The organism is Streptomyces sp. L7, assembly GCF_050990935.1.
In the GTDB taxonomy this organism is placed as follows: domain Bacteria; phylum Actinomycetota; class Actinomycetes; order Actinomycetales; family Microbacteriaceae; genus Leifsonia.
Map to the genome: position 1 here is coordinate 2,990,882 of NZ_CP194644.1, position 26,384 is coordinate 3,017,265.

General features: G+C 70.6%; 30 protein-coding genes, 2 pseudogenes and 1 riboswitch. Of the genes and pseudogenes, 18 read left to right on the forward strand and 14 right to left on the reverse strand.

The features are described 5' to 3' along the window. The first annotated feature begins 67 nt into the window (after positions 1-67). The 9 genes and pseudogenes from ACR5MH_RS14960 to ACR5MH_RS15000 all read left to right on the forward strand — a co-directional run bounded on the left by ACR5MH_RS14960 (position 68) and on the right by ACR5MH_RS15000 (position 6,357). Positions 68-352: a hypothetical protein gene (locus tag ACR5MH_RS14960; RefSeq protein ID WP_433861908.1), complete on the forward strand. Its 285-nt coding sequence runs from the start codon at positions 68-70 to the stop codon at positions 350-352. After that, positions 349-684, forward strand: a complete 336-nt coding sequence (locus ACR5MH_RS14965; protein WP_431347918.1) for a hypothetical protein — start codon at positions 349-351, stop codon at positions 682-684. The genes ACR5MH_RS14960 and ACR5MH_RS14965 overlap by 4 nt, the downstream gene beginning before the upstream one ends. Further along, positions 675-2,387: a hypothetical protein gene (locus tag ACR5MH_RS14970; protein WP_433861909.1), complete on the forward strand. Its 1,713-nt coding sequence runs from the start codon at positions 675-677 to the stop codon at positions 2,385-2,387. Before ACR5MH_RS14965 ends, ACR5MH_RS14970 begins: the two co-directional genes overlap by 10 nt. Next, entirely contained in the window at positions 2,332-2,712 is a 381-nt protein-coding gene (locus ACR5MH_RS14975; protein WP_433861910.1) for a hypothetical protein, read from the forward strand. Before ACR5MH_RS14970 ends, ACR5MH_RS14975 begins: the two co-directional genes overlap by 56 nt. Before the next feature lie 152 nt (positions 2,713-2,864). Continuing rightward, on the forward strand, positions 2,865-3,080 hold the full coding sequence (locus ACR5MH_RS14980) for a hypothetical protein (protein ID WP_431347921.1): 216 nt from the start codon (positions 2,865-2,867) through the stop codon (positions 3,078-3,080). Positions 3,081-3,224: 144 nt separating this feature from the next. Next, positions 3,225-4,343 (forward strand): type III polyketide synthase, encoded by a 1,119-nt coding sequence (locus ACR5MH_RS14985; protein WP_431347922.1) that lies wholly within the window; start codon positions 3,225-3,227, stop codon positions 4,341-4,343. Continuing rightward, positions 4,340-4,879: an isoprenylcysteine carboxyl methyltransferase family protein gene (locus tag ACR5MH_RS14990; protein WP_431347923.1), complete on the forward strand. Its 540-nt coding sequence runs from the start codon at positions 4,340-4,342 to the stop codon at positions 4,877-4,879. Before ACR5MH_RS14985 ends, ACR5MH_RS14990 begins: the two co-directional genes overlap by 4 nt. Continuing rightward, a pseudogene (locus ACR5MH_RS14995) lies at positions 4,876-5,918 on the forward strand (NAD(P)/FAD-dependent oxidoreductase). The gene ACR5MH_RS14990 and the pseudogene ACR5MH_RS14995 overlap by 4 nt, the downstream one beginning before the upstream one ends. Positions 5,919-6,012: 94 nt before the next feature. Next, positions 6,013-6,357: a ParB family protein gene (locus tag ACR5MH_RS15000; protein ID WP_431347925.1), complete on the forward strand. Its 345-nt coding sequence runs from the start codon at positions 6,013-6,015 to the stop codon at positions 6,355-6,357. Positions 6,358-6,479: 122 nt separating this feature from the next. Here ACR5MH_RS15000 and ACR5MH_RS15005 read toward each other — a convergent pair whose 3' ends face one another. The 3 genes from ACR5MH_RS15005 to ACR5MH_RS15015 form a co-directional block, all read right to left on the reverse strand. Then, positions 6,480-7,919, reverse strand: a complete 1,440-nt coding sequence (locus tag ACR5MH_RS15005) for a chaplin family protein (protein ID WP_431347926.1) — start codon at positions 7,917-7,919, stop codon at positions 6,480-6,482. Between the two features lie 92 nt (positions 7,920-8,011). Next, positions 8,012-9,031, reverse strand: coding sequence for a hypothetical protein (locus tag ACR5MH_RS15010; RefSeq protein ID WP_431347927.1), 1,020 nt, complete (start codon positions 9,029-9,031; stop codon positions 8,012-8,014). A gap of 4 nt (positions 9,032-9,035) precedes the next feature. After that, entirely contained in the window at positions 9,036-10,262 is a 1,227-nt protein-coding gene (locus tag ACR5MH_RS15015; RefSeq protein ID WP_431347928.1) for an MFS transporter, read from the reverse strand. A 145-nt stretch (positions 10,263-10,407) separates the two neighbouring features. On the opposite strand from ACR5MH_RS15015, the gene ACR5MH_RS15020 reads away from it, so the two are divergent. Further along, positions 10,408-10,860: a MarR family winged helix-turn-helix transcriptional regulator gene (locus tag ACR5MH_RS15020; RefSeq protein ID WP_431347929.1), complete on the forward strand. Its 453-nt coding sequence runs from the start codon at positions 10,408-10,410 to the stop codon at positions 10,858-10,860. A gap of 225 nt (positions 10,861-11,085) precedes the next feature. Beyond that, on the forward strand, positions 11,086-11,439 hold the full coding sequence (locus ACR5MH_RS15025; protein ID WP_431347930.1) for a nuclear transport factor 2 family protein: 354 nt from the start codon (positions 11,086-11,088) through the stop codon (positions 11,437-11,439). Between the two features lie 18 nt (positions 11,440-11,457). Here the strand turns inward: ACR5MH_RS15025 and crcB are convergent, their stop codons facing one another. From crcB to ACR5MH_RS15040, 3 genes are all read right to left on the reverse strand, one after another. Beyond that, positions 11,458-11,835, reverse strand: a complete 378-nt coding sequence (gene crcB, locus ACR5MH_RS15030) for a fluoride efflux transporter CrcB (protein WP_431347931.1) — start codon at positions 11,833-11,835, stop codon at positions 11,458-11,460. After that, positions 11,832-12,281, reverse strand: coding sequence for a fluoride efflux transporter FluC (locus ACR5MH_RS15035; protein WP_431347932.1), 450 nt, complete (start codon positions 12,279-12,281; stop codon positions 11,832-11,834). The genes crcB and ACR5MH_RS15035 overlap by 4 nt, the downstream gene beginning before the upstream one ends. 20 nt (positions 12,282-12,301) lie before the next feature. Next, positions 12,302-12,376, reverse strand: a riboswitch (Fluoride riboswitch). Continuing rightward, on the reverse strand, positions 12,377-12,868 hold the full coding sequence (locus ACR5MH_RS15040; protein ID WP_431347933.1) for a universal stress protein: 492 nt from the start codon (positions 12,866-12,868) through the stop codon (positions 12,377-12,379). A gap of 234 nt (positions 12,869-13,102) precedes the next feature. Here ACR5MH_RS15040 and ACR5MH_RS15045 point away from each other — a divergent pair, with 234 nt between their 5' ends. The 5 genes from ACR5MH_RS15045 (at position 13,103) to ACR5MH_RS15065 (ending at position 15,792) form a co-directional block, all read left to right on the forward strand. After that, on the forward strand, positions 13,103-13,462 hold the full coding sequence (locus ACR5MH_RS15045) for a phage holin family protein (protein ID WP_431347934.1): 360 nt from the start codon (positions 13,103-13,105) through the stop codon (positions 13,460-13,462). Beyond that, the gene (locus tag ACR5MH_RS15050) at positions 13,459-13,662 is read left to right on the forward strand and encodes a hypothetical protein (protein ID WP_431347935.1); all 204 of its coding nucleotides are present in this window, start codon (positions 13,459-13,461) and stop codon (positions 13,660-13,662) included. Before ACR5MH_RS15045 ends, ACR5MH_RS15050 begins: the two co-directional genes overlap by 4 nt. Further along, the gene (locus ACR5MH_RS15055) at positions 13,652-14,632 is read left to right on the forward strand and encodes a YihY/virulence factor BrkB family protein (RefSeq protein ID WP_431347936.1); all 981 of its coding nucleotides are present in this window, start codon (positions 13,652-13,654) and stop codon (positions 14,630-14,632) included. The genes ACR5MH_RS15050 and ACR5MH_RS15055 overlap by 11 nt, the downstream gene beginning before the upstream one ends. Positions 14,633-14,695: 63 nt before the next feature. Continuing rightward, positions 14,696-15,094, forward strand: a complete 399-nt coding sequence (locus tag ACR5MH_RS15060) for a YciI family protein (RefSeq protein ID WP_431347937.1) — start codon at positions 14,696-14,698, stop codon at positions 15,092-15,094. 23 nt (positions 15,095-15,117) lie between these two features. After that, positions 15,118-15,792 carry an NUDIX domain-containing protein gene (locus ACR5MH_RS15065; RefSeq protein WP_431347938.1) on the forward strand — a complete coding sequence of 225 codons (675 nt, stop codon included), beginning with the start codon at positions 15,118-15,120 and terminating at the stop codon, positions 15,790-15,792. Here the strand turns inward: ACR5MH_RS15065 and ACR5MH_RS15070 are convergent. Beyond that, positions 15,779-16,270, reverse strand: coding sequence for a hypothetical protein (locus ACR5MH_RS15070; protein ID WP_433861911.1), 492 nt, complete (start codon positions 16,268-16,270; stop codon positions 15,779-15,781). The two genes, ACR5MH_RS15065 and ACR5MH_RS15070, sit on opposite strands and share 14 nt — an antisense overlap. A gap of 290 nt (positions 16,271-16,560) precedes the next feature. Between ACR5MH_RS15070 and ACR5MH_RS15075 the strand changes: the two genes are divergently transcribed. Beyond that, complete coding sequence (locus tag ACR5MH_RS15075; RefSeq protein ID WP_431347940.1) at positions 16,561-16,899, forward strand: DUF2599 domain-containing protein; 339 nt, start codon at positions 16,561-16,563, stop codon at positions 16,897-16,899. Between the two features lie 255 nt (positions 16,900-17,154). On the opposite strand, the gene ACR5MH_RS15080 is transcribed toward ACR5MH_RS15075, so the two are convergent. Then, positions 17,155-17,397, reverse strand: a complete 243-nt coding sequence (locus tag ACR5MH_RS15080) for a LysE family transporter (protein ID WP_431349432.1) — start codon at positions 17,395-17,397, stop codon at positions 17,155-17,157. Next, on the reverse strand, positions 17,295-17,774 hold the full coding sequence (locus ACR5MH_RS15085) for a LysE family translocator (protein ID WP_431347941.1): 480 nt from the start codon (positions 17,772-17,774) through the stop codon (positions 17,295-17,297). The genes ACR5MH_RS15080 and ACR5MH_RS15085 overlap by 103 nt, the downstream gene beginning before the upstream one ends. 83 nt (positions 17,775-17,857) lie before the next feature. Here ACR5MH_RS15085 and ACR5MH_RS15090 point away from each other — a divergent pair, with 83 nt between their 5' ends. Beyond that, the gene (locus tag ACR5MH_RS15090) at positions 17,858-18,313 is read left to right on the forward strand and encodes an Lrp/AsnC family transcriptional regulator (protein WP_431347942.1); all 456 of its coding nucleotides are present in this window, start codon (positions 17,858-17,860) and stop codon (positions 18,311-18,313) included. A 19-nt stretch (positions 18,314-18,332) separates the two neighbouring features. Here ACR5MH_RS15090 and ACR5MH_RS15095 read toward each other — a convergent pair whose 3' ends face one another. The 5 genes and pseudogenes from ACR5MH_RS15095 to ACR5MH_RS15115 form a co-directional block, all read right to left on the reverse strand. Beyond that, on the reverse strand, positions 18,333-19,661 hold the full coding sequence (locus ACR5MH_RS15095) for a hypothetical protein (protein WP_431347943.1): 1,329 nt from the start codon (positions 19,659-19,661) through the stop codon (positions 18,333-18,335). Positions 19,662-20,042: 381 nt separating this feature from the next. Further along, positions 20,043-21,734, reverse strand: a complete 1,692-nt coding sequence (locus ACR5MH_RS15100; protein ID WP_431347944.1) for a hypothetical protein — start codon at positions 21,732-21,734, stop codon at positions 20,043-20,045. Further along, on the reverse strand, positions 21,731-22,390 hold the full coding sequence (locus tag ACR5MH_RS15105) for a response regulator (RefSeq protein ID WP_431347945.1): 660 nt from the start codon (positions 22,388-22,390) through the stop codon (positions 21,731-21,733). The genes ACR5MH_RS15100 and ACR5MH_RS15105 overlap by 4 nt, the downstream gene beginning before the upstream one ends. 174 nt (positions 22,391-22,564) lie before the next feature. Further along, positions 22,565-25,560, reverse strand: a pseudogene (locus ACR5MH_RS15110) (alpha-mannosidase). A gap of 32 nt (positions 25,561-25,592) precedes the next feature. Continuing rightward, positions 25,593-26,375: a carbohydrate ABC transporter permease gene (locus tag ACR5MH_RS15115; RefSeq protein ID WP_433862657.1), complete on the reverse strand. Its 783-nt coding sequence runs from the start codon at positions 26,373-26,375 to the stop codon at positions 25,593-25,595. Positions 26,376-26,384 lie beyond the last annotated feature (9 nt).

The window sequence follows — 26,384 nt, forward strand, 5'->3', positions numbered from 1 at the left end:
ATCTAAAATCTATAGTCGGGACTCGCCGAAGAGTAAGGCGCGTCCTGGCCGATCGACGAGGGGGCTCATGTCGTCTGGGAAAGTCAGTTCGAGCGTTGTCGATGCGGATGCCGCCGTCAACGAGTTGGTCGGTATCGACACGTCCGGTCACACCGATCAGCAGGTCGATTTCGGTTCGACCACGGGGATCTCCGGGATGGACGCGGGCCGCGAGGTGACGAACCAGATGTTCCGTACAGTCAGTCAGTTCTGCGCTGCGGTGCTGGGGCAGGCGAACAAGTTCCCCGAGCTGGCGAGCAGTATCGAGAAGCGTGATGTCGCAGACGCCGCGCGTTGGGAGAGCGCCGCGTGAGTGCGGACAGGAGTGCGAACGAACGCGTCGAGCTCACCGCGCAGATCGCCCAGGTCGAGCGGCGAGAAGACGAGTTCTCCGAGGTTCGAGGCGCGTACCAGCGTTCGTTGGAGCAGTTTCAGGAGCAGTTCCACGCGGTGGCGCGCCGGCGGGAATCGTCACTCTCCGACCCGGGGGAACGTGGCGCGCAGCAGGAGTTGCTATTCCACGTCGATCGGTACGTCGAAGAGTCGTCTGAGGAACTCACTCGGGTGAGTTCTCAGGTGAGGCTGGCTCTCGACGATGAACGAGAACGTCTGATGCGCGAAAGGAATGCGTTGCCGTGGGAGTGAAGTTCGGCGTTGCCGATTCGAGCAATCTGATCAGCGCGATGCGCAACAACGTTTCGGTCGCACACGCGATCGTCGATCGGCTGAATTCCGGGTCTCAGCATCTCATCACGCACCTTGACGCCGGCGTGTTGCAGGGGGCGGCGTACACGGCGGGGCGCGGGCTGTTCGGCGATCTGATCGTTCCCGCGATCGCGAAGCTCGGTCAGGCCATTGACGACATCCAAGCCGAGCTCACCTCCTACGAGCACGCGCACTCCGTCGTGGCGGAACACGGCGACCTCGACCTGGACGACCTCACAACGGGATTGGCGACCGCGGAAGAGCAACTCCGTCTGACGGAAGAGCAACTCGAACGGAACAGGGATTTCTTCAGACAGGTCCAGGCGTTCGTCACGGGCGAGTTGCCCGGTCTCGCCCTGCGGAACGAGGCTCTCGAGCGGCTCAGGGAGCGCCTCGAGAACACGATCCGCGAGCACAAGACCAAGATCGAGAAGCTCGAGTGGTTCGTCGCCGACGTGTCGAACTACTTCTCCGACAGCCTGCAGGTCATGCAACTGGCGACGCAGGCTGCGATCGAGTTGAACAACGTGGCCGTGGAAGCGGACGGCACCTACTACACGAACGGCGTGAACCTGGCCCTGATCCGAGCGCTGAACGGCGCGAACGTCACCACACGGGAAAGCTCGATTGAGACCCTCATGGAGTTGTACGGCTTCACCGAGGCGGAGGCGGCGAAGATTCTGCTGGCCCAGAGCCTGTACCTGAAGTCCGGGGAGCACACCGACGAGCACGAGTTCCTCGCGATGATGGCAGCGCTCTGCGGCAGCTACCGGGCGACACGGTGGACGATCACGGCGGGCACCGGTTCGCTCAGGGACGCGAAGGAGTACTTCGCGGGGCTCGGGCTGACCGCGAAAGACGTGGACGCATTGGTGGCAGCAGTCAACCGGCAGCACGCCGATGCGAGCAGCTCGGGCAGGAAAGACTTCGCGCACGAACTGGTGGGGCTCGCGATCTTCACGACGCAGCGCGGAGCAACGCCAGCAGGCTTCATGGACTTCGTCATGGCGGGGCAGCTCAACGAGTTCGCGAGCTACAAGGGCGACATCGTTACTGAATTCGGTCGGGACGATATGCAGTCGGACACCGACATGATCAACATCTACCAGCGCTCCCTGAAGCCGGGCGCTTCCGTACTGCAGGCGATGGGCGGCTACAACAGCGAGCTCGCCAGCGGGGAGACGAACAGGGCGCAGGAGATGATCGACTCACTGGGGGTGGGGATTTCGAGCGACTCAAGAGCGTTCTCGCGAAAGAGGTGGAGTCGTACAACCTCGGGGACGAGGAGATGTCTGGCTATCGACGGCTGCAAGTCGGAATGGCCGCAGGATACGAATTACCCCTCGAGCTCTTCTCGAAGAAGCTCGAGGCTTACCAGCAACTCAAAAGGGACGGCCTCGCAACGTATCTGCAGTTCTTGGAAGAAGAGCTGCGTAGATGAAACGCACATCTCGGCGCGGCCTCGCGGCTGCTTTTGTTGGGGCGATACTGATCAGCCTTCTATCGTCGTGTGGCCTGTCGAGTACCTACGACCGGGGACCGTATCTTCGTGGCTTGGAGCGGCACTGCGAGCGAGTGGCTACTCATTTGGCGGCCCAGGGCGTCAACGCGCGCTGCGCCGAGGAATCGCGACCATTAATTGAGAACGATGGTGTCACGTACACCTTCAGTGATGACGGCATCGAGCGGATTGAGACTGACACCGCGATCATTGCCGTTCTCGCCACCGCATTTCACACGAAAGTGACGGTGATCTCGGTGATGGTAGGCCGCGGCTACGACGCCCCCAAAGCAAAGTACGACATGCGAAATCTCTCGAATCCCCGTGCCTTCTACCACCTGGACAACCTCGAATGGGTCCAGCGCACGATCGAAGCCTCGATCTCGACGGACGGAATGAAGGCGCTGGTAGAACAGGCCGAGCACTACCAGGACCTCATCAAAACCGAACTCGACAACGTGAAGTAGCTGTCGAGATGAAACGTCCACCCCGGCGCAGGTTCGCGACTGCTCTCATTACAACAGCAACGGCGGCGACGCTGGTCAGTACATTGTCATCGTGTGGATCGGATTTCGAATACGGACCATACCTTCGAGGCTTGGAGGAGCACTGTGAACAAGTGGCTCCTCACGTGGGCGGGGTGCCGTCGGCCTTGCTCACGGCGATCGGCGCCGCGCTGCACTTCGACGTGCCCGAGGACACGCAGAGCGTGGAGCTGCAGCAGCTGCTCGAGCGCGCGAACCCCGAGGACATCGTGGACGACGTCATGGGGGTGCAGCGCGGTGAGGCCCTGTTCGAGCCGCTGGTGGAGGTCGTGCGCGGCGCGCAGCGCTGAGTTCGGGTCCCCGCCGACGCGTTCGCGGCGCTGAGCGGTGGGGTACAGGAGAAGTGCGCAGCGATGCTGCCGAGCGTTGCCCGCTGTTCTGACAGTTCACCGCAACCTCACACCCGGGAACCACCCCGGTGGTACGTTTCGCTTGTGAGCCGTATCGTCGCTGTGGCGCCCGTGCTGCCCGCCCGCAGCTACAGCCAGGGCGAGATCACGGCCGCGCTCCTTGCGATGATCACCAGCGACCCGCAGCGGCAGGCCGTCATGCGGCGCATCCACGCCTCCAGCGGGGTCGAGACCCGCAGTCTCGTGATGCCGCTCGAGCAGTACAGCTCGTTGGGGTCGTTCCGGGAGTCCAACGACTTCTTCATCGCCGAGGGCACCACGCTCGCCGAATGTGCGGTGACCCAAGCGCTCGCGACGGCCGGCCTCGACGCCACCGACGTCGACTACCTCCTCTTCACCTCCGTCACCGGGATCGCCGCCCCCTCCATCGACGCCCAGCTCGTGCAGCGGCTGGGGATGCGGCCCGACGTCAAGCGGTTGCCGAGCTTCGGGCTGGGCTGCGTCGCCGGCGCCGCCGGAATCGCCCGGGTGCACGACTACCTGGCCGGGCATCCCGGCGAGATCGCGGTGCTGCTCTCGGTGGAGCTGTGCTCGCTGACCGTGCAGGCGCGCGACGACTCGATGGCCAACATCGTCGCGAGCGGGCTCTTCGGGGACGGCGCCGCGGCGGTCGTCATGGCGGGCGACGACCGCGCCCGCGAGCTCGGCCTCCCCGGCCCGGAGGTGGTCGACACCCGCAGCCACATCTACCCCGACACGGAGAACGTGATCGGCTGGGACATCGGCGGCACCGGCTTCCGCATCGTCCTGAGCGCAGGCGTGCCGGACGTGATCGACCGCAATTTCGCCGACGACGCCCGCGGTCTCCTCGCCGAACACGATCTGGAGGTGTCGGACGTCAGCGCGTGGGCCGCGCACCCAGGCGGTCCGAAGGTGCTGGAGGCCTTCGCCCGGTCGCTCGACCTGCCGGCGGACGCCCTCGAGGCGAGTTGGAGGTCGCTGGCGCGCGTCGGCAACCTCTCGTCCGCGGCCGTGCTCCACGTGCTGGCCGAGCAGTTGGACGCGCACCCGGCCGGGACGGTCGGGCTGCTGTTCGCACTCGGGCCCGGGGTGACCAGCGAGCTGGTGCTGCTGCGGTGGGCGGCGGGGTCGGAGCCCACCGCAGCGGCGCACGCGGCCCGCGCGATCGGCTCGGCCGCGTGATCTGGTACACCGTCCTCATCCTCGCCACCGGCGCCGAGCGGATCGCCGAGCTCGTGGTCTCCGCGCGCAACGCGCGCTGGTCGTTCGCCCGCGGCGGCGTCGAGTACGGTCGTGCGCACTTCCCGCCGATGGTCGCCCTGCACACCGGCCTGCTGCTCGCCTGCCTGGCCGAGGTCTGGCTGCTCGACCGGCCGTTCGTGCCCTGGCTCGGCTGGCCCATGCTGGTGCTGGTGCTGGCGAGCCAGGCGTTGCGCTGGTGGTGCATCGCCACCCTCGGCCCGCGCTGGAACACGCGCGTCATCGTCGTCCCCGGCCTCCCGCTGGTGGACCGCGGGCCGTACCGGTGGCTGCCCCACCCGAATTACGTCGCCGTCGTCGTGGAGGGGTTCGCCCTCCCGCTCGTGCACACGGCGTGGATCACGGCCCTTGCGTTCACCGTGCTGAACGCGGCGCTGCTGCTGGGTTTCCGGATCCCGTGCGAGAACCGGGCGCTCGCCTCCCCTGCCGCCGCGCCCGCCTCCGCCTCCTCCGCATGACGACGGCCGGGCTCGTCGTGGTCGGCGGCGGTCCGATCGGCCTGGCGTGCGCCATCGAGGCGCGGCTCGCGGGCATGGAGGTCGTCGTGGTGGAACCGCGGGACGACCCGATCGACAAGGCCTGCGGGGAGGGCCTCATGCCGGGCGCCCTCGCCGCCCTCCATCGCATCGGGGTCGACCCGCCCGGCCACCGGCTCGACGGGATCGCCTACCTGGATGGTTCACGCCGCGTCGAGCACCGCTTCGCCGAACGGCCGGGACGCGGCGTCCGCCGCACGGTGCTGCACCGCGAACTGGCCCGCCGCGCCGCCGAGCTGGGGACGCCGGTCCTCCGCGGGCGGGTGTCCGGACTGTCGCAGCGCAGCGACGGCGTGGAGCTGAGCCTCGCCGGCGGGGAGACGATCGACACGCCGTGGGTGATCGCCGCCGACGGCCTCCACTCCCCGTCCGGCGGCTGCTCGGGCTGGACGGCCGCGCCCAGCACGCCGTCCGCAGGCGCTACGGGCTGCGACGGCACTACGGGGTCGCGCCCTGGACGGATCTGGTGGAAGTGCACTGGTCTCCCCTCGTGGAGGCCTACGTGACCCCCGTGGACGACCACACCGTCGGAGTCGCCGTGCTCGGCCCCCGCCCGCTCGACCAGGCGGCGGCGATCGCCACGATCCCGGAGCTCGCCGACCGCCTGAAGGGCGCGGAGCCGGTGACGGACGCACGCGGCGCCGGACCGCTCCTGCAACGCTCCCGCTCCCGGGCCTCCGGCCGCGTGCTCCTGGCCGGAGACGCCTCCGGGTACGTCGACGCGCTCACCGGCGAGGGGATGCGGGTCGGGTTCGCGCAGGCGCGCGCCGCCGTCGCGGCGGTGCGCGCGGGGAACACGGAGCAGTACGAGCGCGCATGGCGGGCGACGACGCGGGACTTCCGGATGCTGACGACCGGGCTGGTGGTCGCCGCCCGGTCGCCGTTCCGTCCGCGAATCGTTCCGACCGCGACCGCACGGCCGCAACTCTTCGGCGCGATCGTCGAGCGACTGTCGCGCTGAGGCGGCCGTCCGCCTCCCTCGCTGGTCTCACGCAGGCTCGTCACGTAGTATGTTGCCAGTAGATGACACATGCGGTATTTTGCGAGGTGCGTTCGTGACTCTTCAAGATCTCTCCCCGGCCATCCCGGATGTCGAGGCGGAGCCCGCGCTCGCTGAGGAATGCCCGGAGGAGACGGCCGACCGGCTGACCGCCGTCGCCGGCACCCTGACCACGGCCCGGAGGACGACGGTCACGTTCTACCTGTCCGAGACGCTGCGCAACCGCGCCAGGGCCGCCTACCGCTCGACATCCTTCGAGGAGAAGGACAGCAGCTGGTCGGAGATGCTGAACAAGGCCCTGATCGCGGAGGTCGAACGGCGGGAGGCCGAGTACAACCGCGGGGAGATGTTCGCCGCGAGCGAGGCGCCGCTGACGCCGGGCCGCCCGATCGGGTTCTGAGAGTGCGAGCCCCGGGGGCCTGATCGCAGGATCGGCGGCGCATCCGCTGCCGACGCGCGCGGCGACGGGCCGGGCCGGTCCGGAGACCGACCCAGCCCTGTCGCAGCGTGCGAGAGCCTCCGTCACCGGGTGTGGTGGCGGCGCTCCCTGTTCGCGGCTCCGAAGAACAGCACGGTTCCGAGCATCGCCAGCAGTGCTGCGATCGACCCGATGGTCAGCGCGTCCGAACCGGTCGACGCCAGCACGGAGGCGCCCGGCCCGGAGGATCCGAGCATCGATGAGCCGGCAGCGGTCGCGCCCAGCGCGCTGGAGCCCAGCGCGGCCGAGCCCAGCGCGGTCGAGGCCAGGGCAGCGGGGGTCATCGCGGCCGGGGTCATCGCGGCCGGGTCGGTCGCCGTCCCGGTGATGGTTCCGGGCCCGGCGGTCCCGCCGGCCTTGCCCGTCCCCGTGATGGCCGAACCGGTGGCCGTCGCACCGGACGCGACCGGAGTGGTCACGGCACCGGTGGTCGAGTTCCCGCCGACAGCGACGGCGTCGGCACCCGCCGCCACCGGAAGCGCGACACCGACCGGCACCTGCACGCCGCCGAGGAGGCTGCCGTCACCGGTGGTGACGGGCGTCGAGACCGCGCCCGATGCGGCAGGAGCGGTCACCGCACCCGCGGAGCTCGCATCGCCGAGCACGGCGACCGAGTTGCCGGACGCGGTCACGGGAGCCGACGCGGACACCGGAACCTGCACCCCTGAGCCCACGCCGTTCGCGCCCGAGGTCGTCATGCCAGACGAAGCGGGTGCGGACGATCCCGGAGCGGCGGACGGCGGTCCCGCGGTGCTCGAGTCACCCAGCACCGCGACCGAGTTGCCGGACGCTGTGACGGGAGCCCACACGGACACCGGAACCTGTGCGCCGGACAGCACACCGTTCGCGCCCGAGGTGGTCGCGCCCGGTGTGGTCCCACCCGCGGTGGAAGAAGCGCCGGCGCCAGAAGCCGACGACGCCGGAGCGGCCGACTGAGTTCCGCCGCTGCCCGCATCGCCCAGCACCGCCACCGAGTTGCCGGTCGCGGTCACCGGAACCGACGCATCCACCGGCGCCTGGGCACCGGACAGCACGCCGTCCGAACCCGAGGTCGTGGCAGGCGCAGGCGCCGACGTGGCGGCCGCGGGCGCAGGCGCTGCGGTCGCCGGCGCGGTACCGCTGGTCGCGTCGCCTGCCACGCTCGCCGCGTTCCCGGACGCCGTGACCGGCACGGACACGCTGAGCAGCGCCTGGTCGCCGCCGGCCACGGACCCGAGTCCGCTGGTGGTGACGGCGGGCGCCGGGGCCGCGGCTGCCGGAGCGGCCGACGTGCCCGATGCGGTGGAGTCTCCGAGCACGGCGATCCCGTTGCCGGTGGCGGTGACCGGCGCCGTGACGCCGATCACGGCCTGGTCGCCGGACACGACACCGCCTGTCCCGCTTGTCGTCGGTGATTCCGCGGCGTTCGCGGCCGCGGTGCCGGCGAGCCAGAGCCCGCCGACGCAGAGGGTGAACCACAACCCTCGGGAAACGTACTTGTTCATCGTTCAGCCTTTCGAGTGAGTGTCGGACTCCCGGTCGGGAGTTCGGGTTCCGGGTCCGTGCTGCGCGGCTGCGCAGGGCGGACGGGAACCACTCAGTCGGGGCTGCTGTCGTGATCGAAGACCGGTGAAGACGGAAGATCGTCGTCTGCGGGGAGGCCGGCAGAGAGACTCAGGGCGCTCAGGAGCGAGGCCGCGTTCCCGCCGAGCGCGGCGACGCCGGAACCGGAACCGCCGGCCTGGCCGCCACTCGCGCTCGTGCCCATTACGCCCGAGGGCGTCCCCTGCGACGGCGCGTCGGAGTCCCCGCGCGAGGCGTCGCCGAGCAGTGCGGAGTTCGCTGCAGGGGTCGTCCCGGAGGCCGGCACGTACGGAGGCACAGCGGCACGCAGCGCGGTCGCCGCACGCGCTGACGCCGGAGGCGAGGAGACGCCGCGGGCCGGCCGGGCGTCGCCGGAGAGGATCGCGGACTGCTCCGCCGCGGGCTCAGCGGCGCCGGCAACCGTGAGAGGCTGGGCGGCGTCGACCGCAGCTCCCGCGACGCCGGCGAGGAGGCCGTCGGCGGTGGCCGTGATCGGCGCGGTGACCGCGCTGACGGGGTGGTCCGCGAGCGCGGAGGTCACCAGGGCGACCGACGCGCCAAGAGTGGACACCAGGGCGTGGCGCGGCGCGGAGGTCTGCGGGGCCGAGGCACCGGCGCCCGAGGCCGGCGTCGTGACGACGGGAGCGACCTGCTCCACCGGCGCTGCCACCGCTCCATCCGCCGCCTGCGCGACCGGGCTCACGACCGTTTCCACGGGCGCAGCCTCCGCCACCTGCCCCACCGCGCTCGCCACCGGCCGGGCTACCTGCGCCGCGATCTCCCGAACGGGCACCGGAGCGGCAGGCGTCACCGACGCGACAGCCGCACCGGCCGTATCCCCCACCCCCGCCGCGACCGAGTCGACGCTCGCGACGACACCGCCCAGCGGGTTCGGGGCCGGCGGCTCGGCCGCGTTCGCGGAGCCGCCTCCGAACAGCAGGCCCAGCGCGACGATGCCGCCGCCGAGTACGACCGAACCGATCAGAAGCCGCGCGGGAGTGATGAAGGAGCGCCGCTCGGGCACATCCACCACACGATCACCCCCTGATCGTCGGCCTTCCGTTCGAGACAGGTGCGACTGTACTCCCCTGTCTACCGGACCGGAAGTGTCCGGCTCGGGCGGCCCACGCGACCGCGATGACGACGAGGGAGGCCACGGTCATCGCCGCGCCCACCCAGAGCGGCGAGGCGTAGCCGAGTCCCGCCGCGATGGTGAGGCCGCCGAGCCAGGCGCCGAGGGCGTTGCCGACGTTGAAGGCGGCGATGTTCGCGCCGGAGGCCAGCGTCGGAGCATCGTCGGCGGAGCGGAGGACGCGGAGTTGGAGGCCGGGGACCGTCGCGAAGCCGAACGCCCCCATCAGCACGAGGGCCACGACCGCGGCGACCGGCTGGGCCGCGACCAGCGCGAACGCGCCGAGGATCACCGCGAGCACCGCCAGCACGACGACCAGCGTCCCGTCGATCGAGCGGTCGGCAAATCTGCCGCCGACCGCGTTCCCGGCGAACAGTCCGAGGCCGAATAGGATCAGCAGCCACGGGACCGCCGCCGCGGGGAAGCCCGAGAGCCCGGTGAGCGTGTAGGCGATGTAGGTGAAGGCGCCGAACATCCCGCCGAAACCGAGGACGGTCGCCGCCAGCGAGAGCCAGAGCTGGCCGGAGCGGAAGGCGCGGAGTTCGCTACGGAGGCCGGACGCGGGAACGGAAGAGGCGGCCGCCGCCGGAACGCCCGGCACCAGCACCGCCACACCGATCAGCGCCAGCACGCCCACCACCGTGATCGCCCAGAACGTCGACCTCCACCCGGACTGCTGGCCGAGCAGCGTCCCGAACGGCACGCCGAGGACGTTGGCCGCCGTCAGGCCGGTGAACATGATGGCGATGGCCCGCGCCTTCCGGCTGGGGTCGACAAGGCTCGCGGCGACGACGGAGCCGATTCCGAAGAAGGCGCCGTGGCAGAGGGCGGCGACGAGGCGTCCGGCGAGCATCGTCGGATAGTCGGTGGCCAGGGCGGAGATCGCGTTGCCGAGGATGAACAGCACCATCAGGCCCAGCAGCACCGTCTTGCGCGGGAGGCGCGTGACGGCCGCGGTGAGGCCGATCGCGCCGACGGCGACGGCGAGCGCGTAGCCGGAGATCAGCCAGCCGGCCGCGGCGGCGTCGACGTGGAAGTCGGCGGCCACCTCGGGCAGCAGCCCGGCGATGACGAACTCGGTGAGGCCGATGCCGAAGCCGCCCAGCGCGAGGGCGATCAGGCCAGCAGGCATGGAGAACTCCTGGGAAAGTCGGGGACGGGAGGGGCGACCGCCTACACTAAGTAATTGCAGACGCGTCATAAATAGTTGCACATGCAATTACTCCGCGCAAGCACGACGAAAGTACGAACCGGACACCTGACCGAGGAGGCCGAAGATGGGCATCGCCGACGACGCCGTCGAGGTGCGCGCGCAGGGCTGGCGCACCCTCGCCGCACTGCACAACTTCATCGAGAACGAGCTGGAGAAGGCGCTCTCCCGCGGAGCCGGCCTCTCCGTCGTCGAGTACACCGTCCTCGACGCCCTCAGCCGGCAGGACGGCTGGCACATGCGCATGCAGCAGCTCGCCCGCGCCAGCGCGTTGAGCCCGTCCGCCACCACCCGGCTGGTCAACCGGCTGGAGGAGCGCGGCCTCCTGACCCGCATCGACTGCCTGGACGATCGCCGCGGCATCTACACCGAGCTGACCTCCGGCGGCCACGAGCTGCTCGACAGCGCCCGCCCGGTGCATGACGAGGCGCTGGAGGGCGCCCTCCAGGAGGCGCACCGCATCCCGGAGCTCGCGCCGCTGCTCGACGCTCTGCCGCAGCTCGCGCTCGCCCGGAGCTGACCGGCCGGCGTCAGGCGACCTACCGCAGCACCTCCACCAGCGCCACCCAGAACACGAGGATCAGCAGGCCTCCCACCGCAGCGCCGGCCCCCGCCACCGCGACGTTGAACTCCGACCACTCGCGGAAGATCCCCCCATGCGCACAGCGTAGCGGCCACTCCCGCAGCGTAGCGGCGCGCTGTCAAGTCTGGCGGGCACGCCCGGCCTGGGCGTATAACGGGGGACATGGCCGACGCGATCACGTCCTGGATCGACCGCTATCGCCGCGCGTGGGAGACGAACGACCCCGACGACATCCGGGCGCTCTTCACTGAGGATGCGAGCTACCGCACGGAGCCGTTCGCCGAGCCGTGGGACGGCCACCTCGAGATCGTCGAGGGCTGGCTCGACGCGCAGGACGACCCGGGATCGGTCGACTTCGAGTGGCGGCTGCTCGGCCAGGACGGCTCGCAGTACTTCGTGGAGGGAGTCACCGACTACCGCGACGGGCCGACCTACTCGAACCTGTGGGTCGTCGTGCTGGCCGACGACGGGCGCGCCGAGGAGTTCACCGAGTGGTGGATGGAGCAGGGGGCCTGAGCCTCCGGGATGCGGCGCTCAGACCAGCCCGCCCAGCCACAGCCCCAGACCGGCCGCGGCGAGCGCCAGGATCAGCATCCCCGCGCCGTTGAACAGCGCGGCCCGGTACCGCCGCTGCTGCGCCAGCCGCACGGTCTCGTAGCTCGCCGTGCTGAACGTGGTGTACCCGCCGAGGAACCCGGTGCCGAGGATCGCCCTCCACTCGGGCGGGAGGCCGTGCGCGAGCGCCAGCCCGGTGACGAGACCGAGCAGGAACGACCCCGTCACGTTGATGACCGTCGTGCCGAACGGGTAGTTGATCCGGAACAGGCTGCGCAGGACCCCGTCCAGCACCAGGCGCGCCACCGCCCCGAGGCCTCCCGCGACCGCGACGGCGAGCACCAGCAGCGGCGTCACCGGCGGACCCCTGCGCGGCGTGCCTGGCGTCGTCCCAGCGCCGCCGCGGCCGCGATCCCCGCGACCGACGCTAGCGCGCCGATCAGGATCGTCGCCACCGCGTACCCGATGCCGCCGCCGGGGTTGTGCGCCGCGAAGAGCCCGTCCGTGTCCACCGCGAACGAGCTGTAGGTGGTGTAGCCGCCCAGGATGCCGGTGCCGGCGAACAGTCGCAGGTCGCGGCGGCGCCCGGCGTCCGGTCCGCGCAGGGCCAGCGCCTCCAGCAGCCAGCCGAGCACGAACGCGCCGGTCACATTGATGACGAGCGTGATGAGCGGGATGCCGGCCACTGTCGGCACGGCGGCGGACAGCAGGTAGCGCACCGTGGTGCCGATCGCGCCGCCGGCGAAGACGAGCAGGACGGAGCGCCAGTGCAGGTGCACGGGCAGCGGGGTTCTCGCGGACACGCGGCATCCACCCTTCGGAATGAAGCGCAGGAACTATCAGCGACCGTCGCGGTTCGGGCCGTCCGGCCCCGGCGAGATCCATCGCCGCTGGACCACTATACCGGCGGGTCCTCCCAGGGCAGCGCCTGCGATCCGCTGACCGGCGCCAGCGGCACGACGATCACGGGCCGGTGCTGCCGGTGCGCGAGATGGACCGCCACCGAGCCGTTGAAGAACTCGCGGAGGCTCCCGCGCAGCCCGGCCTCCCGCGTGCCCACCACGATGTACCGGGCGTCCATCTCGTCCGCGAGCCGGGCGAGCGCCCAGGCCGGGTCGCCGGCGAGCTGCTTGAGGGAGTACGGGACGCCGCGGCCGCTCAGGGCCGCGCGGATGTCCGCCTCCAGCTCGGCGTCGAAGGTCTCGTCCTCCACCTCGGGGAGGTCCGGGTCGTACGGCAGCGCGACGACCGTGCCGTCCACGTAGCTGGAGACCAGGTACCGGTTGGGGTCGACGTTGGCGCAGACCAGCGGGACGTCCAGGTCGTCGGCGAGCCGCGCCGCCTCGTCGAGCACCGCGGTCGGCTGGCCGGGGACGACCGCGACGAGCACTCCCCCGGCCCGACGCCCGAAGATCCGCCGCCCGCCCCGTTGCCGCCGATGCCGCTCATGCGACTAGTGTGCACCATGCCGTGGGCCACACGGAAAGGGCACTCCCCTAGGCTCGCCCCGCGCCGTGGAGTACGTTCGGACGCGAACCCAGGGAGGCCACGCAATGACCGAGAACAAGGCCGCGCTCCCCGCGAGCGCCGCCGGACCACGCGCGGACTCCGGCCACTGCCGGAGTTGACACGCGACGCGACGGCACAGCTCAAGCGGCTGCTCAGCGCCGAGCTGGCCCTGTTCAAAGCCGAGATGGCGGCGAAGGCGAAGGCCGCGGGGGTCGGCGTCGGCCTCCTCGTCGGCGCCCTGGTCTTCGTCTTCTTCGCGCTCGGCGTTCTCGTCGCGGCCGCGGTGTTCGGGTTCGCGCTCATCGTCCCCGGCTGGCTCGCAGCGCTCATCGTCGCGGGCATCCTGATCGTGCTGGCGATCATCGTCGCCCTGATCGGCCGGGGGATGCTCAAGCGCGGGATGCCGCCGGTCCCGGACGATCTCGGAGCGGAGCTGAAGGCGGATGCCCGCGCGCTGAAGGGGGAGCAGCCGTGACCGGCAAAGGGATGAACACGCTCAAGCTCGAACTGGAGGAGACGCGCGACCAGCTCGCCGGCACTCTCGACGACATCTTCGCCACGTTCAATGTGCGCGTACAGATTCGGTCGCACCCCGTCGTCGCCGCCTCGGTGTTCCTGACGGTGCTGGCCGGTGCGGCCGCTCTCGTGGCACGAGGGATCGCGCGTGACCGCTGAGGCCTCCCGTCTCCGCCTGCCGTGGGGCTACATCCTCAAGCGCACGCTGCGCAGCTTCGGCCGAGCGTCGTGCACCGACCTTGCGGCGGGGCTCACCTATTTCGGGGTGCTGTCGCTGTTCCCGGCGATGATCGCGCTCGTCAGCGTCCTCGGGCTCGTCGGGCAGAGCAAGTCGGGCATCGATGCGCTGTTCGGGATGATCGACCAACTCGCGCCGGGAATGCTCACCGTCGTCCAGGCTCCGATCGAGGCGCTCGCGAAGTCGCCCGCGACCGGCGTCGCCCTCGTGGTCGGCATCGTCGGCGCGATCTGGTCGGCGTCCGGCTACGTCGGCGGCTTCGGCCGCGCGCTCAACCGGGTGTACGGGGTGCGGGAGGGCCGCTCGGCGTTCGCGCTGCGCCCGGTCCAGCTCGGGGTGACGCTCGCATCCCTCGTCCTCATCGCCATCGTGGCGGTGCTGCTGGTGATCTCGGGGCCGCTCCTCGCGGACCTCGGGAACCTCCTCGGCGTCGGGAACGCGGCGAAGACCGCGTGGTCGATCCTGCGCTGGCCGGTGGTCGTGGCCGCCCTGGTGCTGCTGGTCGCGCTGCTGTACTCGGCGACCCCGAACGTGCGGCAGCCGCGCTTCCGCTGGCTGACTCCGGGAGCCGTCGTCGCGATCGTCCTGCTCGGTGTCGCCTCCGCGCTGTTCGCCTTCTATGTGGCGAACTTCGGGCACTACGACAAGACCTACGGCACCCTCGCCGGGATCATCGTGTTCCTGCTGTGGATCTGGATCGCCAACGTCGTGCTGCTGCTCGGCGCCGTGTTCGACTCGGAGATCATCCGCGTGCGGCAGTTCCTGGCGGGCGTCGATGTCGGCGAGGGTGTCGGGCTGCCGCTGAAGTCGGACAAGATGATCGCGAAGGCCGAGGACGCCGACGCGGGGGATGTGCTGGCCATGCGGGCGATGCGGCGTACGCAGCGCTGACCGTCCGCCGTCGAATCCGCTCTCCGCCGTTCGACGTCCTGGTGACGACAGAGAGGATCACTCATGGCCCAGTTCGCCATCTTCATCTACGGGAACGGCGTCGCGGGCACTCCCGAGGAGCTCGCCGAGCACGACCGGCACTCGGAGGACCTGATCGGCGACGGCTCGCTGACCGCGGCGTTCGCGCTCGCGCCGTTCACGGAGGCGGCCTCCGTCCGCGGTGACGGCGTCACCGACGGGCCGTACACCGAGAGCAAGGAGATCATCGCGGGCATCGGCATCGTGGAGGCCGCCGACAGGGAGGCCGCCCTGGCCATCGCCCGCCGCAACCCCGCCACCTGGCAGGGCGGCGGCGTCGAGGTACGCGAGGTGGTCGGTTCATACATCCGGACGGTGGAGCTGGGGGCAGCGCGAAGCGATGCCGCGACACCAGCCCCGAGGGAGCCTGCGACCGAGGTGTGATGGGGCTGCGATACCCTCCTGCCATGAGCGGTGAGGGATCCACGGAACGCGACGCGCGACCCGGGCACGACGCCCCGGACAGCCGGGGCCGCACCGGGCTGCATCGCACCGGGCGTGGGGCGTCCGGCAACGCCGACGTCCGCGTCACGAACGTGGAGGTGGTGTCGGACGGCTGGCACGTCCTCCGCCGGACCACCTTCGACTACCGCGGCCGCGACGGGTCGTGGGTGACCCAGTCCCGCGAGACGTACGACCGCGGCAACGGCGCGACCGTGCTGCTGTACGACCCGTCGGCGCGCACGCTGCTGCTCACGCGGCAGTTCCGCCTCCCGGCCTACGTCAACGGCCACCCGGACGGGATGCTGGTGGAGGCCGCCGCCGGCCTGCTCGACGGGGAGGCGCCGGAGGAGGCGATCCGACGCGAGGCCGCCGAGGAGCTGGGCGTACAGGTGGGCGATCTCCGGCACCTGTTCGACCTGTTCATGAGCCCGGGCTCGGTGACCGAGCGCGTCCACTTCTTCGCGGCCGAGTACCGCCCGGGCGAGATCGTCGGAGGGGGCGGCGTCGCAGAGGAGGGCGAAGAGATCGAGCCGGCGGTCGTGGCGTACGACGAGGCGCTGGCGATGGTCGCCGACGGACGGATCGTGGACGGGAAGACCGTCATCCTGCTGCAGTGGGCGGCGCTCAACCTGTTCTGAGGTCTGCGGCAATACCCCTGCCCGTCGTCAGGCGTTCAATGAAATTCTGGACTTTACACTTCACTTCTGCAACAATGGCTTCAATGTAAGGTTTCATAGAGTGGCACTTGACGACTCCGTGATTCGCGTACGAAGGAGCCACCCCATGAGAATCGCACCTCCCCAGCTGATCGTCGGAGCAAGTCTCGGCCTTGCTCTCGTGATCTCCAGCACCGGCCCTGCTCCCGTTTTCGCCGACAGCCCGGCAGACGACGCGCTCGAGCTCGTCGCCGCAGCGACCCCCGCGACTGTCGACGCCGCCGCTTCCGTGCGCACAGACACGAGCGGCGACGTCGCGATCAAGGCGACGCTCGCCGGTGTCGACTTCACCGTCCCGGTCGAGGCGAAGGAGGGCATCTTGATCAACGGAGACGCCGAGACGATCGAGATCCTTCTCCCCTTCGCCGATGCTGCGGACGATGCGATCGCCGAGAAGCAAGGCATCGTGTCGTACGACAACAACAACGGCTCAGTCACCGTCCCAATCGTTCAAACGGACGGCAGCATCCAGATCAACACCGTGATCGCTGATGCGAGCGCTCCCAGCCGGTACACCTACGAGCTCGTCGCAGACGCTCCTCACATCCTCCACTTGGTGGAGGACGGATCCGTGTACCTCGCCGATGTCCACGGCAGGCCGGCCCTGTACGTCGCCGCCCCCGGGCGAAGGATGCCAACGGATCCGCCGTTCCGACCCGCTATGAAGTCGACGGCACGACGCTCACGCAGGTGGTCGACTTCACCGAACGCACCGTCTTCCCCGTCGTCGCCCATCCTTGGCTCGGTATCAACTTGGTCGACAACGCAGCGTGGAGCGGTAATACCCTTATGGTCTACCCGTCCTGGTACGCCCGGGCGTGGGGCGCACCGACCATGGCGGGACTCGCGATGTGGGACGAGGTCGTCAAGCGCGCACCATCCGCGAATACCGGGAGCATGTACAACCAGTTCTTCTGCCACTGGGACTTCGTGCGCTTCAGGGTGCCGAACAAGGTGAGCTGGAATCTCGACAAGAACCGGCCCAACGTTGGATATGCCGCGACAGTTGCCGCAAGCTGTAACCCATGATGTCCCGGGCGTCAGCGATCGCGGTCTGGATCCTCGTGCTGGTGGCGACAGCCGCGTCGGCCGTCTTCGCATGGTGGTGGTACGCGATCGACGGCGCCGTGATCGAGCGAGCTGATCTGGCGGGATGGAACGGATTCGAGATGCTGCCTGCCCAGGAACTCATCTGGTTCGCTGTGAACACCCAGTTCCTGGTCCTGTTGGCGGCGTCCGTCCTGACGACGGTCCTGGCGATGCGAACTCTCCGCCCGCGAAACCTCAGCGCACCACGAACCGCTCCACCAGCAGGCTCGCCCCGATGAGCACCATCATCGCCCCCGACAGTTTCGCCACGATCGCGAGCGCCCGCGGCCGGGAGCGCAGCAGTCGGCGGGCAAGCAGGGCGACGAGCGTGTAGATCACCGCGATGTCGGCCAGGTGGATCGCACCGAGCACCAGCATCTGGGCGGCCGCCGGCATGCCGGTCGGCGACGTGAACTGCGGCAGGAGGGCGAGCAGCAGGAGGAGGCCCTTGGGGTTGATCCCGGAGACCCCGCGCCGCGGAGGAACTGGGAGGTCGCGCTCCCGACGATCGGCTCGCCGTGCGGTCCGACTGGCTCGGACCGCTTCACGAGCGCCGTGATTCCGAGCCAGATCAGGTAGGCGCCGCCGCCGAGCGTGAGCACCGTGAGGACGACGGGAAACCGCGTGACGAGCGCTCCGACACCGAGCGCGACGGCCGCGAGGACCAGCGCGTAGGCGGTCAGCATCCCGAGGATCGACGGCGCGGCCGACTTCGCCCGCACGCCCGCGCCCATGATGTACGCCCAGTCGGCGCCGGGCGTCAGCGCGAGCAGGACGGCGATGGTCCAGAACTGCGCGACCAGTGCGGGATTCATGTCGGAGAAGCTACGGCAATATCCGCGAAAGGTGTTTCGATATCTGCGACAGAATCGCCGATTCTGCGGGAGAATGGTGCACTGTGGACAGCCTTGACCGGGAGATTCTTTCAACGCTTCAGCAGGACGGCCGCATCAGTGTGACGGAACTCGCCGCGCGGGTGGGGTTGAGCCTGTCCGCGTGCCACCGCCGGGTGCGCGAGCTGGAGCAGTCCGGCGTCATCGAGCAGTACCGCGCGGTGGTGTCGCCGACCGCGGTCGGGCTGACGTTCGAGGCGATCGTGTTCGTCACGGTCAGCCGCACCGACCCGGACACGGTCGGCGCCTTCGAGGAGGCGGTCGTCGCCATCCCGAACGTGATCGAGGCGGAACGCCTCTTCGGCGACCCGGACTACATGCTGCGCATCCTCACGCCGAGCCTGGCCGCCTACCAGGAGCTGTACGACGGGGAACTGGGCGGCCTGCCGGGGATCCAGCGGATGACCTCGACCCTGGTGATGAAGCGTCTGGGGTCGGGGACGGCGATGCCGTTGGGGTGAGGCGGGACCGGCGCCACGATCACCCGTACTTGAGCGTCGCTCCGTCGGACTTCAGGAAGTCGATGTGCAGGTGGTTGCAGGTGTCGTCGAACGGAGCGAAATGCTGGAGGCTCATCGACGAGCGGCACCCGATCTGGCCGAGGCCGGTTCCGCTGGGGACCAGCGGGTCGAGGAGGCGGATGAGCTGCACCGAGCGGGCGTCGCCGCCGGTCAGGGCCGAGCCGTTGAGGAGGTAGAAGTCGACCGCGTGGCCGCCGCCGTCCGCGTAGTGCGCCGAGCTGGTGCCCGCGCCCTCGATCTGGCCGGTGCACTTGCGGTTGATGTCGCTGATGCCGACCTGGCTGAAGTTGTCCAGCGCGACCGAGATGGCCTGCAGCACGCGATAGTCGACGCCGCAGTTCGGGACCACCTTGCCCTCGGCGAGGTTCGCGATCTCCGGGATGTGGTCCGGCGTGGAGCCGACAAGACGGCCCGCGGCCACCGCACCCATGAGCTGCACGGCCAGTGCCTGCACGGTGGGCGACACCGCATTGTTGGTGGTGGAGTCGAGGGCCTGCGGGCTCTCGGCGATTCCGAGGCCGTCGCGCGAGACGACCTGCGCGGTGGCGTCGCCGCCGGTCAGGGTCTGCACGGCGAGGGCGGTGCGCGCGGCGCCGGCGACGGAGGCCTCACCCGTCGTCGCGTAGGCCGGGAGCGACGCGGTGCCGAAGAACGCGGTCAGTGCGACGAGCACGAAGAGGTGGAAGCCGCGGCGGTGGCGGCTCTCGGTGTGGAGCTTCCGATAGATGCCGCGGCGCGGGTGGCGGTGGTTCGCGGCGTCGTCGCCCGGCGGGACGGCGGCGACCCGCGCGGCGGGGACGGCCGACTGCTGCGCGGCGGCGGCGCGCCGGTCGGCGCGGGACGGGCGGGTGGGCTTGACGACGACGCGCTCGCGGACGACGCGCTTCTTCCGCGGCACCGCGCGGTGCTGCTCCTCTGTGCCACGGCGGGCGGACGGGCTCTCGGCGGCGACGCTCTCGACCGCGGTCTCCGCTGCGAGGCGCTCGGCGAACAGCGATGTGAGGCCGTCCTCAGCGACGGGGTGCGACGCGGGCGCGACCGGCTTCGGCGCTGCCTTCGCGGCGACCTGCGACCGGCGCGCCTGGGCGCGCTCGGCCTCCAGGGCGGCACGCCGGCTCATCGGCGCGGGTGCGGTGGGCGTCGCCGGGACGACCGGAGCAGCCGGGGCCAGCGACTCGGCCCGCGTGAAGTCCGTGATCGGGTCGGCGACCGCCTGCGTCTGCGCGTCCACGTCGAGGACGACGGGTCCCTGAGTACTGCGGCGAGGCCGCGACGGGGCAGAGGACAAGGGCAAACTGGCCTTCCTGGGACGAACATGACTCGCCTGGGACGGTCGGGTCCGAGCGCCGCGGGGGGACGACGCGTTCAGGCGTACCGATCATTCTTATCAAATTTCCGCTGAACGTTCTATCAATGCAGACGAATAGATCGCATCAATTCGGGGCGGAACGCCGACGAAGCGGGCGAACTCGGGCATGAACGACGGTCGCGGAAAATCACGCCGAAGCCGGGGACGGGGCGCATTCCGCGCGTTCGGGTCGCGCGGAAGCACCCCTGCCCTGGCCACCACGGATGCGGTTTCCGATCACCTCGAAGGTAACCCTGCGAGTCCACTCAGACCCGGCCGGGTACGGCTGGTACGACCGGCGCTCGGCGCCCCGGCGCGATGCTAGGGAATAGCCACCGCGAGCTCGACGCGGCCGGCGAGCTCGCGCAACTCGACGTCGCCGCGTTCGGCGAGCTGACGCAGCCCGATACCGGGAGCGGCGGTCGACAGCGCCCCTCCCGAGACGACCACGATCGAGACCCCGTCACCGGCCGCCGGAAGCACGTCGAGCGTGACCTCCGATCCGTCGCCGTGCCGCACCGCGTTGGCGAGGCCTTCCGAGATCGCGTCGACCACAGCCTCCGCTCGCGCAGCCTCGCGCAGCCTCTCCCAGACGCCGTCGCCGAACGACGCACGCAGCGGGATGGCGGAACCCCAGCTCTCGACCAACGCCGCGATCCGGTCGGCGGCGTCCGGATCGCTGCGGTGGGCACTGAGCTCGGCGCGGATGTTCGAGACCACCTCGCGCACGCCGTCGGAGGCATCCTCCCCCGACCGGGCGCCGAGCGAAAGCGCTGCAGCGATGAGCTCCGACTGCACACCCGAGTGGAGGAGCCGCGCGAGCCCCTCGCGCTCGCGGTCGAGCGCGCTTCGGCCGTCGGCGGCCTCCAGGACGCTGGCCTGCACGGCCGCTTCGAGGGCGGCCTGGTCCCGCCGCACCCGTGCGGACAGCGACGCGACGAGCGCAGCGCCGAAGGCGATCGCCGGATATGTGATCGCCTCGATCCACACCAGGTCGGGGTCGCCGCCGAGCGACTCCACAACGAGGTTCGTGGTCAGGCTCAGGAGGACACCGATGACCGCGTAGCCGGTGAGGAGCACGGCCGCCCGCAGGATGGCCGGCACCCGTCCGACGACCCACCGCACCGCGAGGTTCCCGGTCCAGACGAGGGCGACGCCGCACGCGACCGGCGTCAGACTGAACAGGAGGCCGTGCTGCGCGATCCCGAACGGGGTCACGAGCACGGCGAACAGGAGCGCCAGCGGCAGGGCGGGCGCCGGCCGCATCCCGAGCAGCACGGACGCGACCCAGGCGCGCACGCGCACCGGCCCGTCGATCACGGTCTCCTCGGCCTGCGCGACCGCGTCGGTGTAGAGCCGGTGGCTGGCGGGCCGCACGACCTCCTGCGCCAGGCCGCGCAGCAGGAGCGCGGCATCGGCGGGGCGGATGCCGTGCGCGGCGGCGGCGGTCGCGGCGTCATCGAGCCGCGCGAGCACGGTCTCGAGCACAGAGCGCCGGAGTTCGGCGATCCGTACGATCGTGCGTTCGGCGTCGCGCGCTGCCGCCCGCTGGGCGCCTCGGAGCCGCCGGTAGACCCCGATGTGGGCGCGCACCAGGTCGACGGCCGCAGCGATCAACGAGAGCGTCGTGATCGTCGTGACGACGTTGATGAAGATCCGGCCGCCCAGGCCGCCCGTGGCCACCGGGATCCCCAGCGCCCAGCCGGACGCGAGGAACAGCAAGGGACGCAGCAGCCCGATCGCCGCGAACACCAGGAAGACGACGGGGACCCGTGCCTGCTGCGGCGTCGCGCGCAAGACCGCCCACCCGGCGAGCATCGTCGCACCGACCGCGGCGTGCTCGAGCGCACCGACCGACGCGATCGCCCACGGGCCGCCGCTGATGTACTGGAGGCCGGACATCACGGTGACCGCGAACGGCAGCGTCACCAGCCACGACCACCACGAGATCGCCGCCGGCCCGGTCGCACGCTCGACCGCGCGGCGGATCCACGGGACGAGCGCGCGGTTCACAAGCCCGTCCCCGGATCGCCGAACGTCGCCGTGTAGAGGGTCGCGGCCGCGACCCTCGGGGCGATGCCGTCGTCTCCGCCGAGGCCGAGCGCCTGGAAGACGCGCTCCACGCTCTTCTCGACCGCTCGCACCGAGACGCCGCGCCGGCGGGCGATCTCCGCGTTCGTGAGGCCCGCGGCGAGCAGCCGGGTCGTCTCGCGCTGGGCAGGGCTCAGCCGGAGCAGGGCGCCCTGCGAGCCGGTCGCGCCGGTCAGGTGCTCGACGGGCCGGTCGGCCAGGACGGCCTCCGCGGCGTCGACCAGCTCGGCGACGGAGCCGATCGCGCCCTTGTTGACGAACGAAGCCCCCTCGACGGTGTCACGGGCCTGGGCCGCGGCGGCCTCGCGCGAGAGGTTGCTGAGGAACATCACGGCGACGTGCGGGGCGCGCTCGCGGACGATCGTCGCCAGCTCCACGCCGTTGGGCCGGGAGCCGAGGTCGATGTCGGTCACCAGCAGGTCGGGATCGGCGTCGTCCACGAGCCTCAGCGCGTCCACCGCGGAGGGCGCCGTGGTGATCTCGAACCCGCGCTGGGCGAAGGCGTCGGCCACGAGCGAGCGCATCAGAGCATGGTCCTCGACCACGAGCACCCGCCTGCGCCACATACCGACCGCCACGTTGGAAAGAATATCCGGGCGGACGGAATGCGTCGGACGGGTCTCGCGCCCCCAGTTCGGGACGCGCGACCCGTCGACTCCCGGCGCGCGCCGACGCCGGCCCGCCTGCGCGACGGACCGGCGTGCGATGTTGCCCGCCCCGGGGTTCGCGCGGCCCGGGGCGGGCGGTCTGGGTCAGCCGCGGACGAACCGCAGCGTGACGAGTTCGAAGGGGCGCAGCGCGAGCGTCGTCTCGGCGTCGCCCGTCGCGCGCTCCAGCAGGTCGGTGCGCTCGATCCGCTCGTACGGGAACCCGACGACGAGCGTGGTCGCCGCCCGCGAGCCGTGCGCTTCGTAGAGCCGGACGACGACGTCGCCCGAGCCGTCCTCGGCAAGCTTCACGGTCTCGACCACGACCCCTGCCGACGAGGACGCGACGAGCGGCTCGACGGCGGACGCGGCCGGTCGCAGCGGGAGGTTGAGCCGGTAGCCCGCTTCGATCGCCGCGTCCACGCCGCCCACCACGAGGGAACTGCGGAGCGTGTGCTCGCCCTGGTCGGCCTCCGGGTCCGGGAAGAGCGGAGCGCGCAGGAGGGTCTGGCGGACCAGCGAGTAGGTGCCGCCGCCCTCGCGCTCGTGCCGGGTGATGTCGTGACCGTAGGTCGCGTCGTTTGCCACGCCGACGCCGAAGCCGGGTTCGGCCACGTGCACCCAGCGGTGCGCGCTCGTCTCGAAGCGGGCGACGTCCCAGCTCGTGTTGGTGTGCGTGGGCCGGTCGATGTGCCCGAACTGGATCTCCGACCGCGCCGACGTCGTGTGGACGTCGACTGGGAAGCCGAGCTTCAGCATCCGCTGGCGCTCGTGCCAGTCCACGTGGGTCTCGATGTCGAGCGCGAGCGATCCGGCGGCGAGGGTCAGCGTCTGCGACACCGTGGAGGCGCCGAAGCGGCGGACCAGGCGCAGCGACACGGCCTCCGGGGTCTCGGAGACGACCTCGAGGGACTCCACCTGCGTGAGATCCTCACCGGCGAGCCGGTACTCGATGTCGACGTCCCAGGCGTCCCACTGCGTGGGGGTGTCCCGGAAGAGCTGGAGGAGGTTGGCGCGCGTGCCGGCGGGCACGGCCTCCCGGCCGGTCGCGACCTCGACGATCGAGGGGATGAGGCCCTCGGCGTCGACGGTCACGGCGATCCGATCGTTGACCAGCCGGAAGCCGTCGCCGTCTCGTTCGACCCGCGCGTCGGAGCCGCGCGCCGGGACGCCGATGCCCCCGGGCGCGATCCCGTCCACCCGGTAGGGCGAAGCGTTGGCGACAGCGTCGCCGCCGCCGGCGTCCGCCGTTTCGGCGAGCGCCGCCAGCGACCTCCGGATCACGTCCTCCAGGCTGCGCGCCACCGCGGCGTAGTTCTCGACCGCCTGGTCGTGCACCCAGCCGATGGAGGACCCGGGCAGGATGTCGTGGAACTGCTGCAGCAGCACCGTCCGCCAGGCCTCCCGCAGTTCCTCGGCGGGGTAGGCCGCGCCTGCCCGCACCGCCGCTGTCGCCGCCCACAGCTCGGCCTCGTGCAGCAGCGCCTCGCTGCGGCGGTTGCCCTGCTTGGTGCGCGCCTGCGACGTGTAGGTGCCGCGGTGGAACTCCAGGTAGAGCTCGCCCGCCCAGACCGGCGCCGGGTCGAACTCGGCGCGCGCGGCGGCGAAGAACGCGGACGGCGCCGCGACCCGGACGGTCGGCGACCCTTCGAGGTCGGCTGTGCGTGCGGCCGCTGCGACCATCTCCCGTGTCGGGCCGCCACCGCCGTCGCCGAAGCCGAACGGCACCAGCGAGGTGTTCGCGCGTCCCTTGTCGGCGAAGTTCTGCTCGGCGTGCGCCAGCTCCGCGCCGGAGAGGATGGAGTTGTACGTGTCGACCGGCGGGAAGTGCGTGAAGATCCGCGTGCCGTCGATGCCCTCCCAGTCGAAGGTGTGGTGCGGGAACCGGTTGACCTCGTTCCACGAGATCTTCTGGGTGAGGAAGTGGTCCATCCCGGCCTCGCGCGCGATCTGCGGGAGGGCGCCCGAGTAGCCGAACGAGTCGGGCAGCCAGACCTCGCGGGGCTCGTAGCCGAGCTCCTCCAGGAAGAACCGCTTGCCCTCCACGAACTGGCGGGCCATCGCCTCCGAGCCGGGCATGTTGGTGTCCGACTCCACCCACATCCCGCCGACCGGCACGAAGCGGCCCTCGGCGACGCGCACGCGGATGCGCTCGAACAGCTCGGGGTAGAAGCGCTGCATCCAGGCGAACTGCTGCGCCGAGGAGCACGCGAACACGAAGTCAGGGTCCTGGTCCATGAGATCGAGGACATTGGAGAACGTGCGCGCACACTTTCGGATCGTCTCGCGCACCGGCCACAGCCAGGCGGAGTCGATGTGCGCGTGGCCCACGGCGAACACCCGGTGGGCGGTCGCCGCCGCGGGCGACGCCAGCACGTCGGCGAGCGCGGCGCGGCCGGACCCCGCCGTCGCGCCGACGTCGAACGGGTCGACCGCGGTCACCGCGTCCTCCAGCGCTGCGAACAGGGCCGCCCGTCGCGGGGAGGTCGCCGGGAGCTCGGCGGCCAGGCCACGCACGGTGAAGATGTCCTGGATCAGCTCCCACACCTCCCGGTCGCGGTGGACGACATCCACACGCCGCAGTGTGTAGATGGAGTCCGTGGACGCGGTCGATTTGCGGCCGACCGGCGTCGGCCTGAACGACCAGTCCGACCCCACGTCGGGGTTGGAGGCCGCCTCCACGAACAGCTCGAAGGACTCCCCGGCGCCGCCTGCAGCCGCACGTAATTGTTGAGCGGCTCCAGCGCCTTCACGATCGTGCCGTCCGTCGCCCAGACCAGACCCTCCGCCTGGAAGCCGACCTGGCCTGCCGTGAACCCGAGGTCGACGACCAGCTCCACGTCATCGGGAGAGACCTCCCACTCAGCCGGGACCGTCCCGGTCACGCGGAACCAGACCGTGCCCCACGGCCGCCCCCACGGCCTCCCGACGGCGAACGGCTCGAAGGAGCCCTCCACCGCCTGCGCGAACGGCACCGGCTCGTCCGGCACCTCCCACGCCGCCACGGTCACCGGGACGGATGCCCGCTCGAGGGCGGGCGTCAGGCGCTCGCGGACGAAACGGTCGACCCGCAACTCGGCGAGCTGGTTCTGCTGGTACAAAGAGGACTCCTTCTATATATAAAGAGGTACGGCTAGCCCTTGACGGCCCCGGCGAGCGCGGACGAGCCGCCCAGCGCACGGGACACGATCACGTAGAGCGCGATGACGGGCACGGAGTAGATGAGCGAGTAGGCGGCGAGCTGGCCGTAGGCGACCGCGCCGTACTGGCCGAAGAACGTGAAGATGCTCACCGCGGCCGGCTGGTTGCCGGGGCTGAGCAGCAGCACGAACGGGACGAAGAAGTTGCCCCACGCGGCGACGAACACGTAGATGAACACCACCGCGATCCCCGGTCGCACGAGCGGGACGACGACGGTCCACAGGGTCTTCATGCTCGACGCGCCGTCGACCCAGGCCGCCTCCTCGAGGGAGATCGGCACGGAGTCGACGAAGTTCTTCGTCATCCAGATCGCCATGGGGAGCGATGACGCCGCCATGAACAGGATCGTCCCACCGAGCGAGTCGATCAGGTTGAGCGACACGAACAGGCTGTAGACCGGCACCATCATCGCGGTGATCGGCAGGCAGGTCCCGAACAGGATCGCGTAGAGGAACGGCCGGTTGAACCGGTTGCGATAGCGCGACAGCGGGTAGGCGGCGAGCACGGCGATGATCACGGTGAGGATCGCGCACCCGGCCGACAGCAGCAGGCTGTTCCACAGTGGCAGGAACGCCAGCTCGGGCGTGAGCACCTTCTGGAAGTTCTCCAGCGTCCACTGCTTGGGCCAGGCGACCGAGAGGGTCGCGCTGCCGTCGAACGAGGCGAGCACCACCCACACCAGCGGCAGCACGAAGACCACGCCGATGATCAGCATCAGGATGTT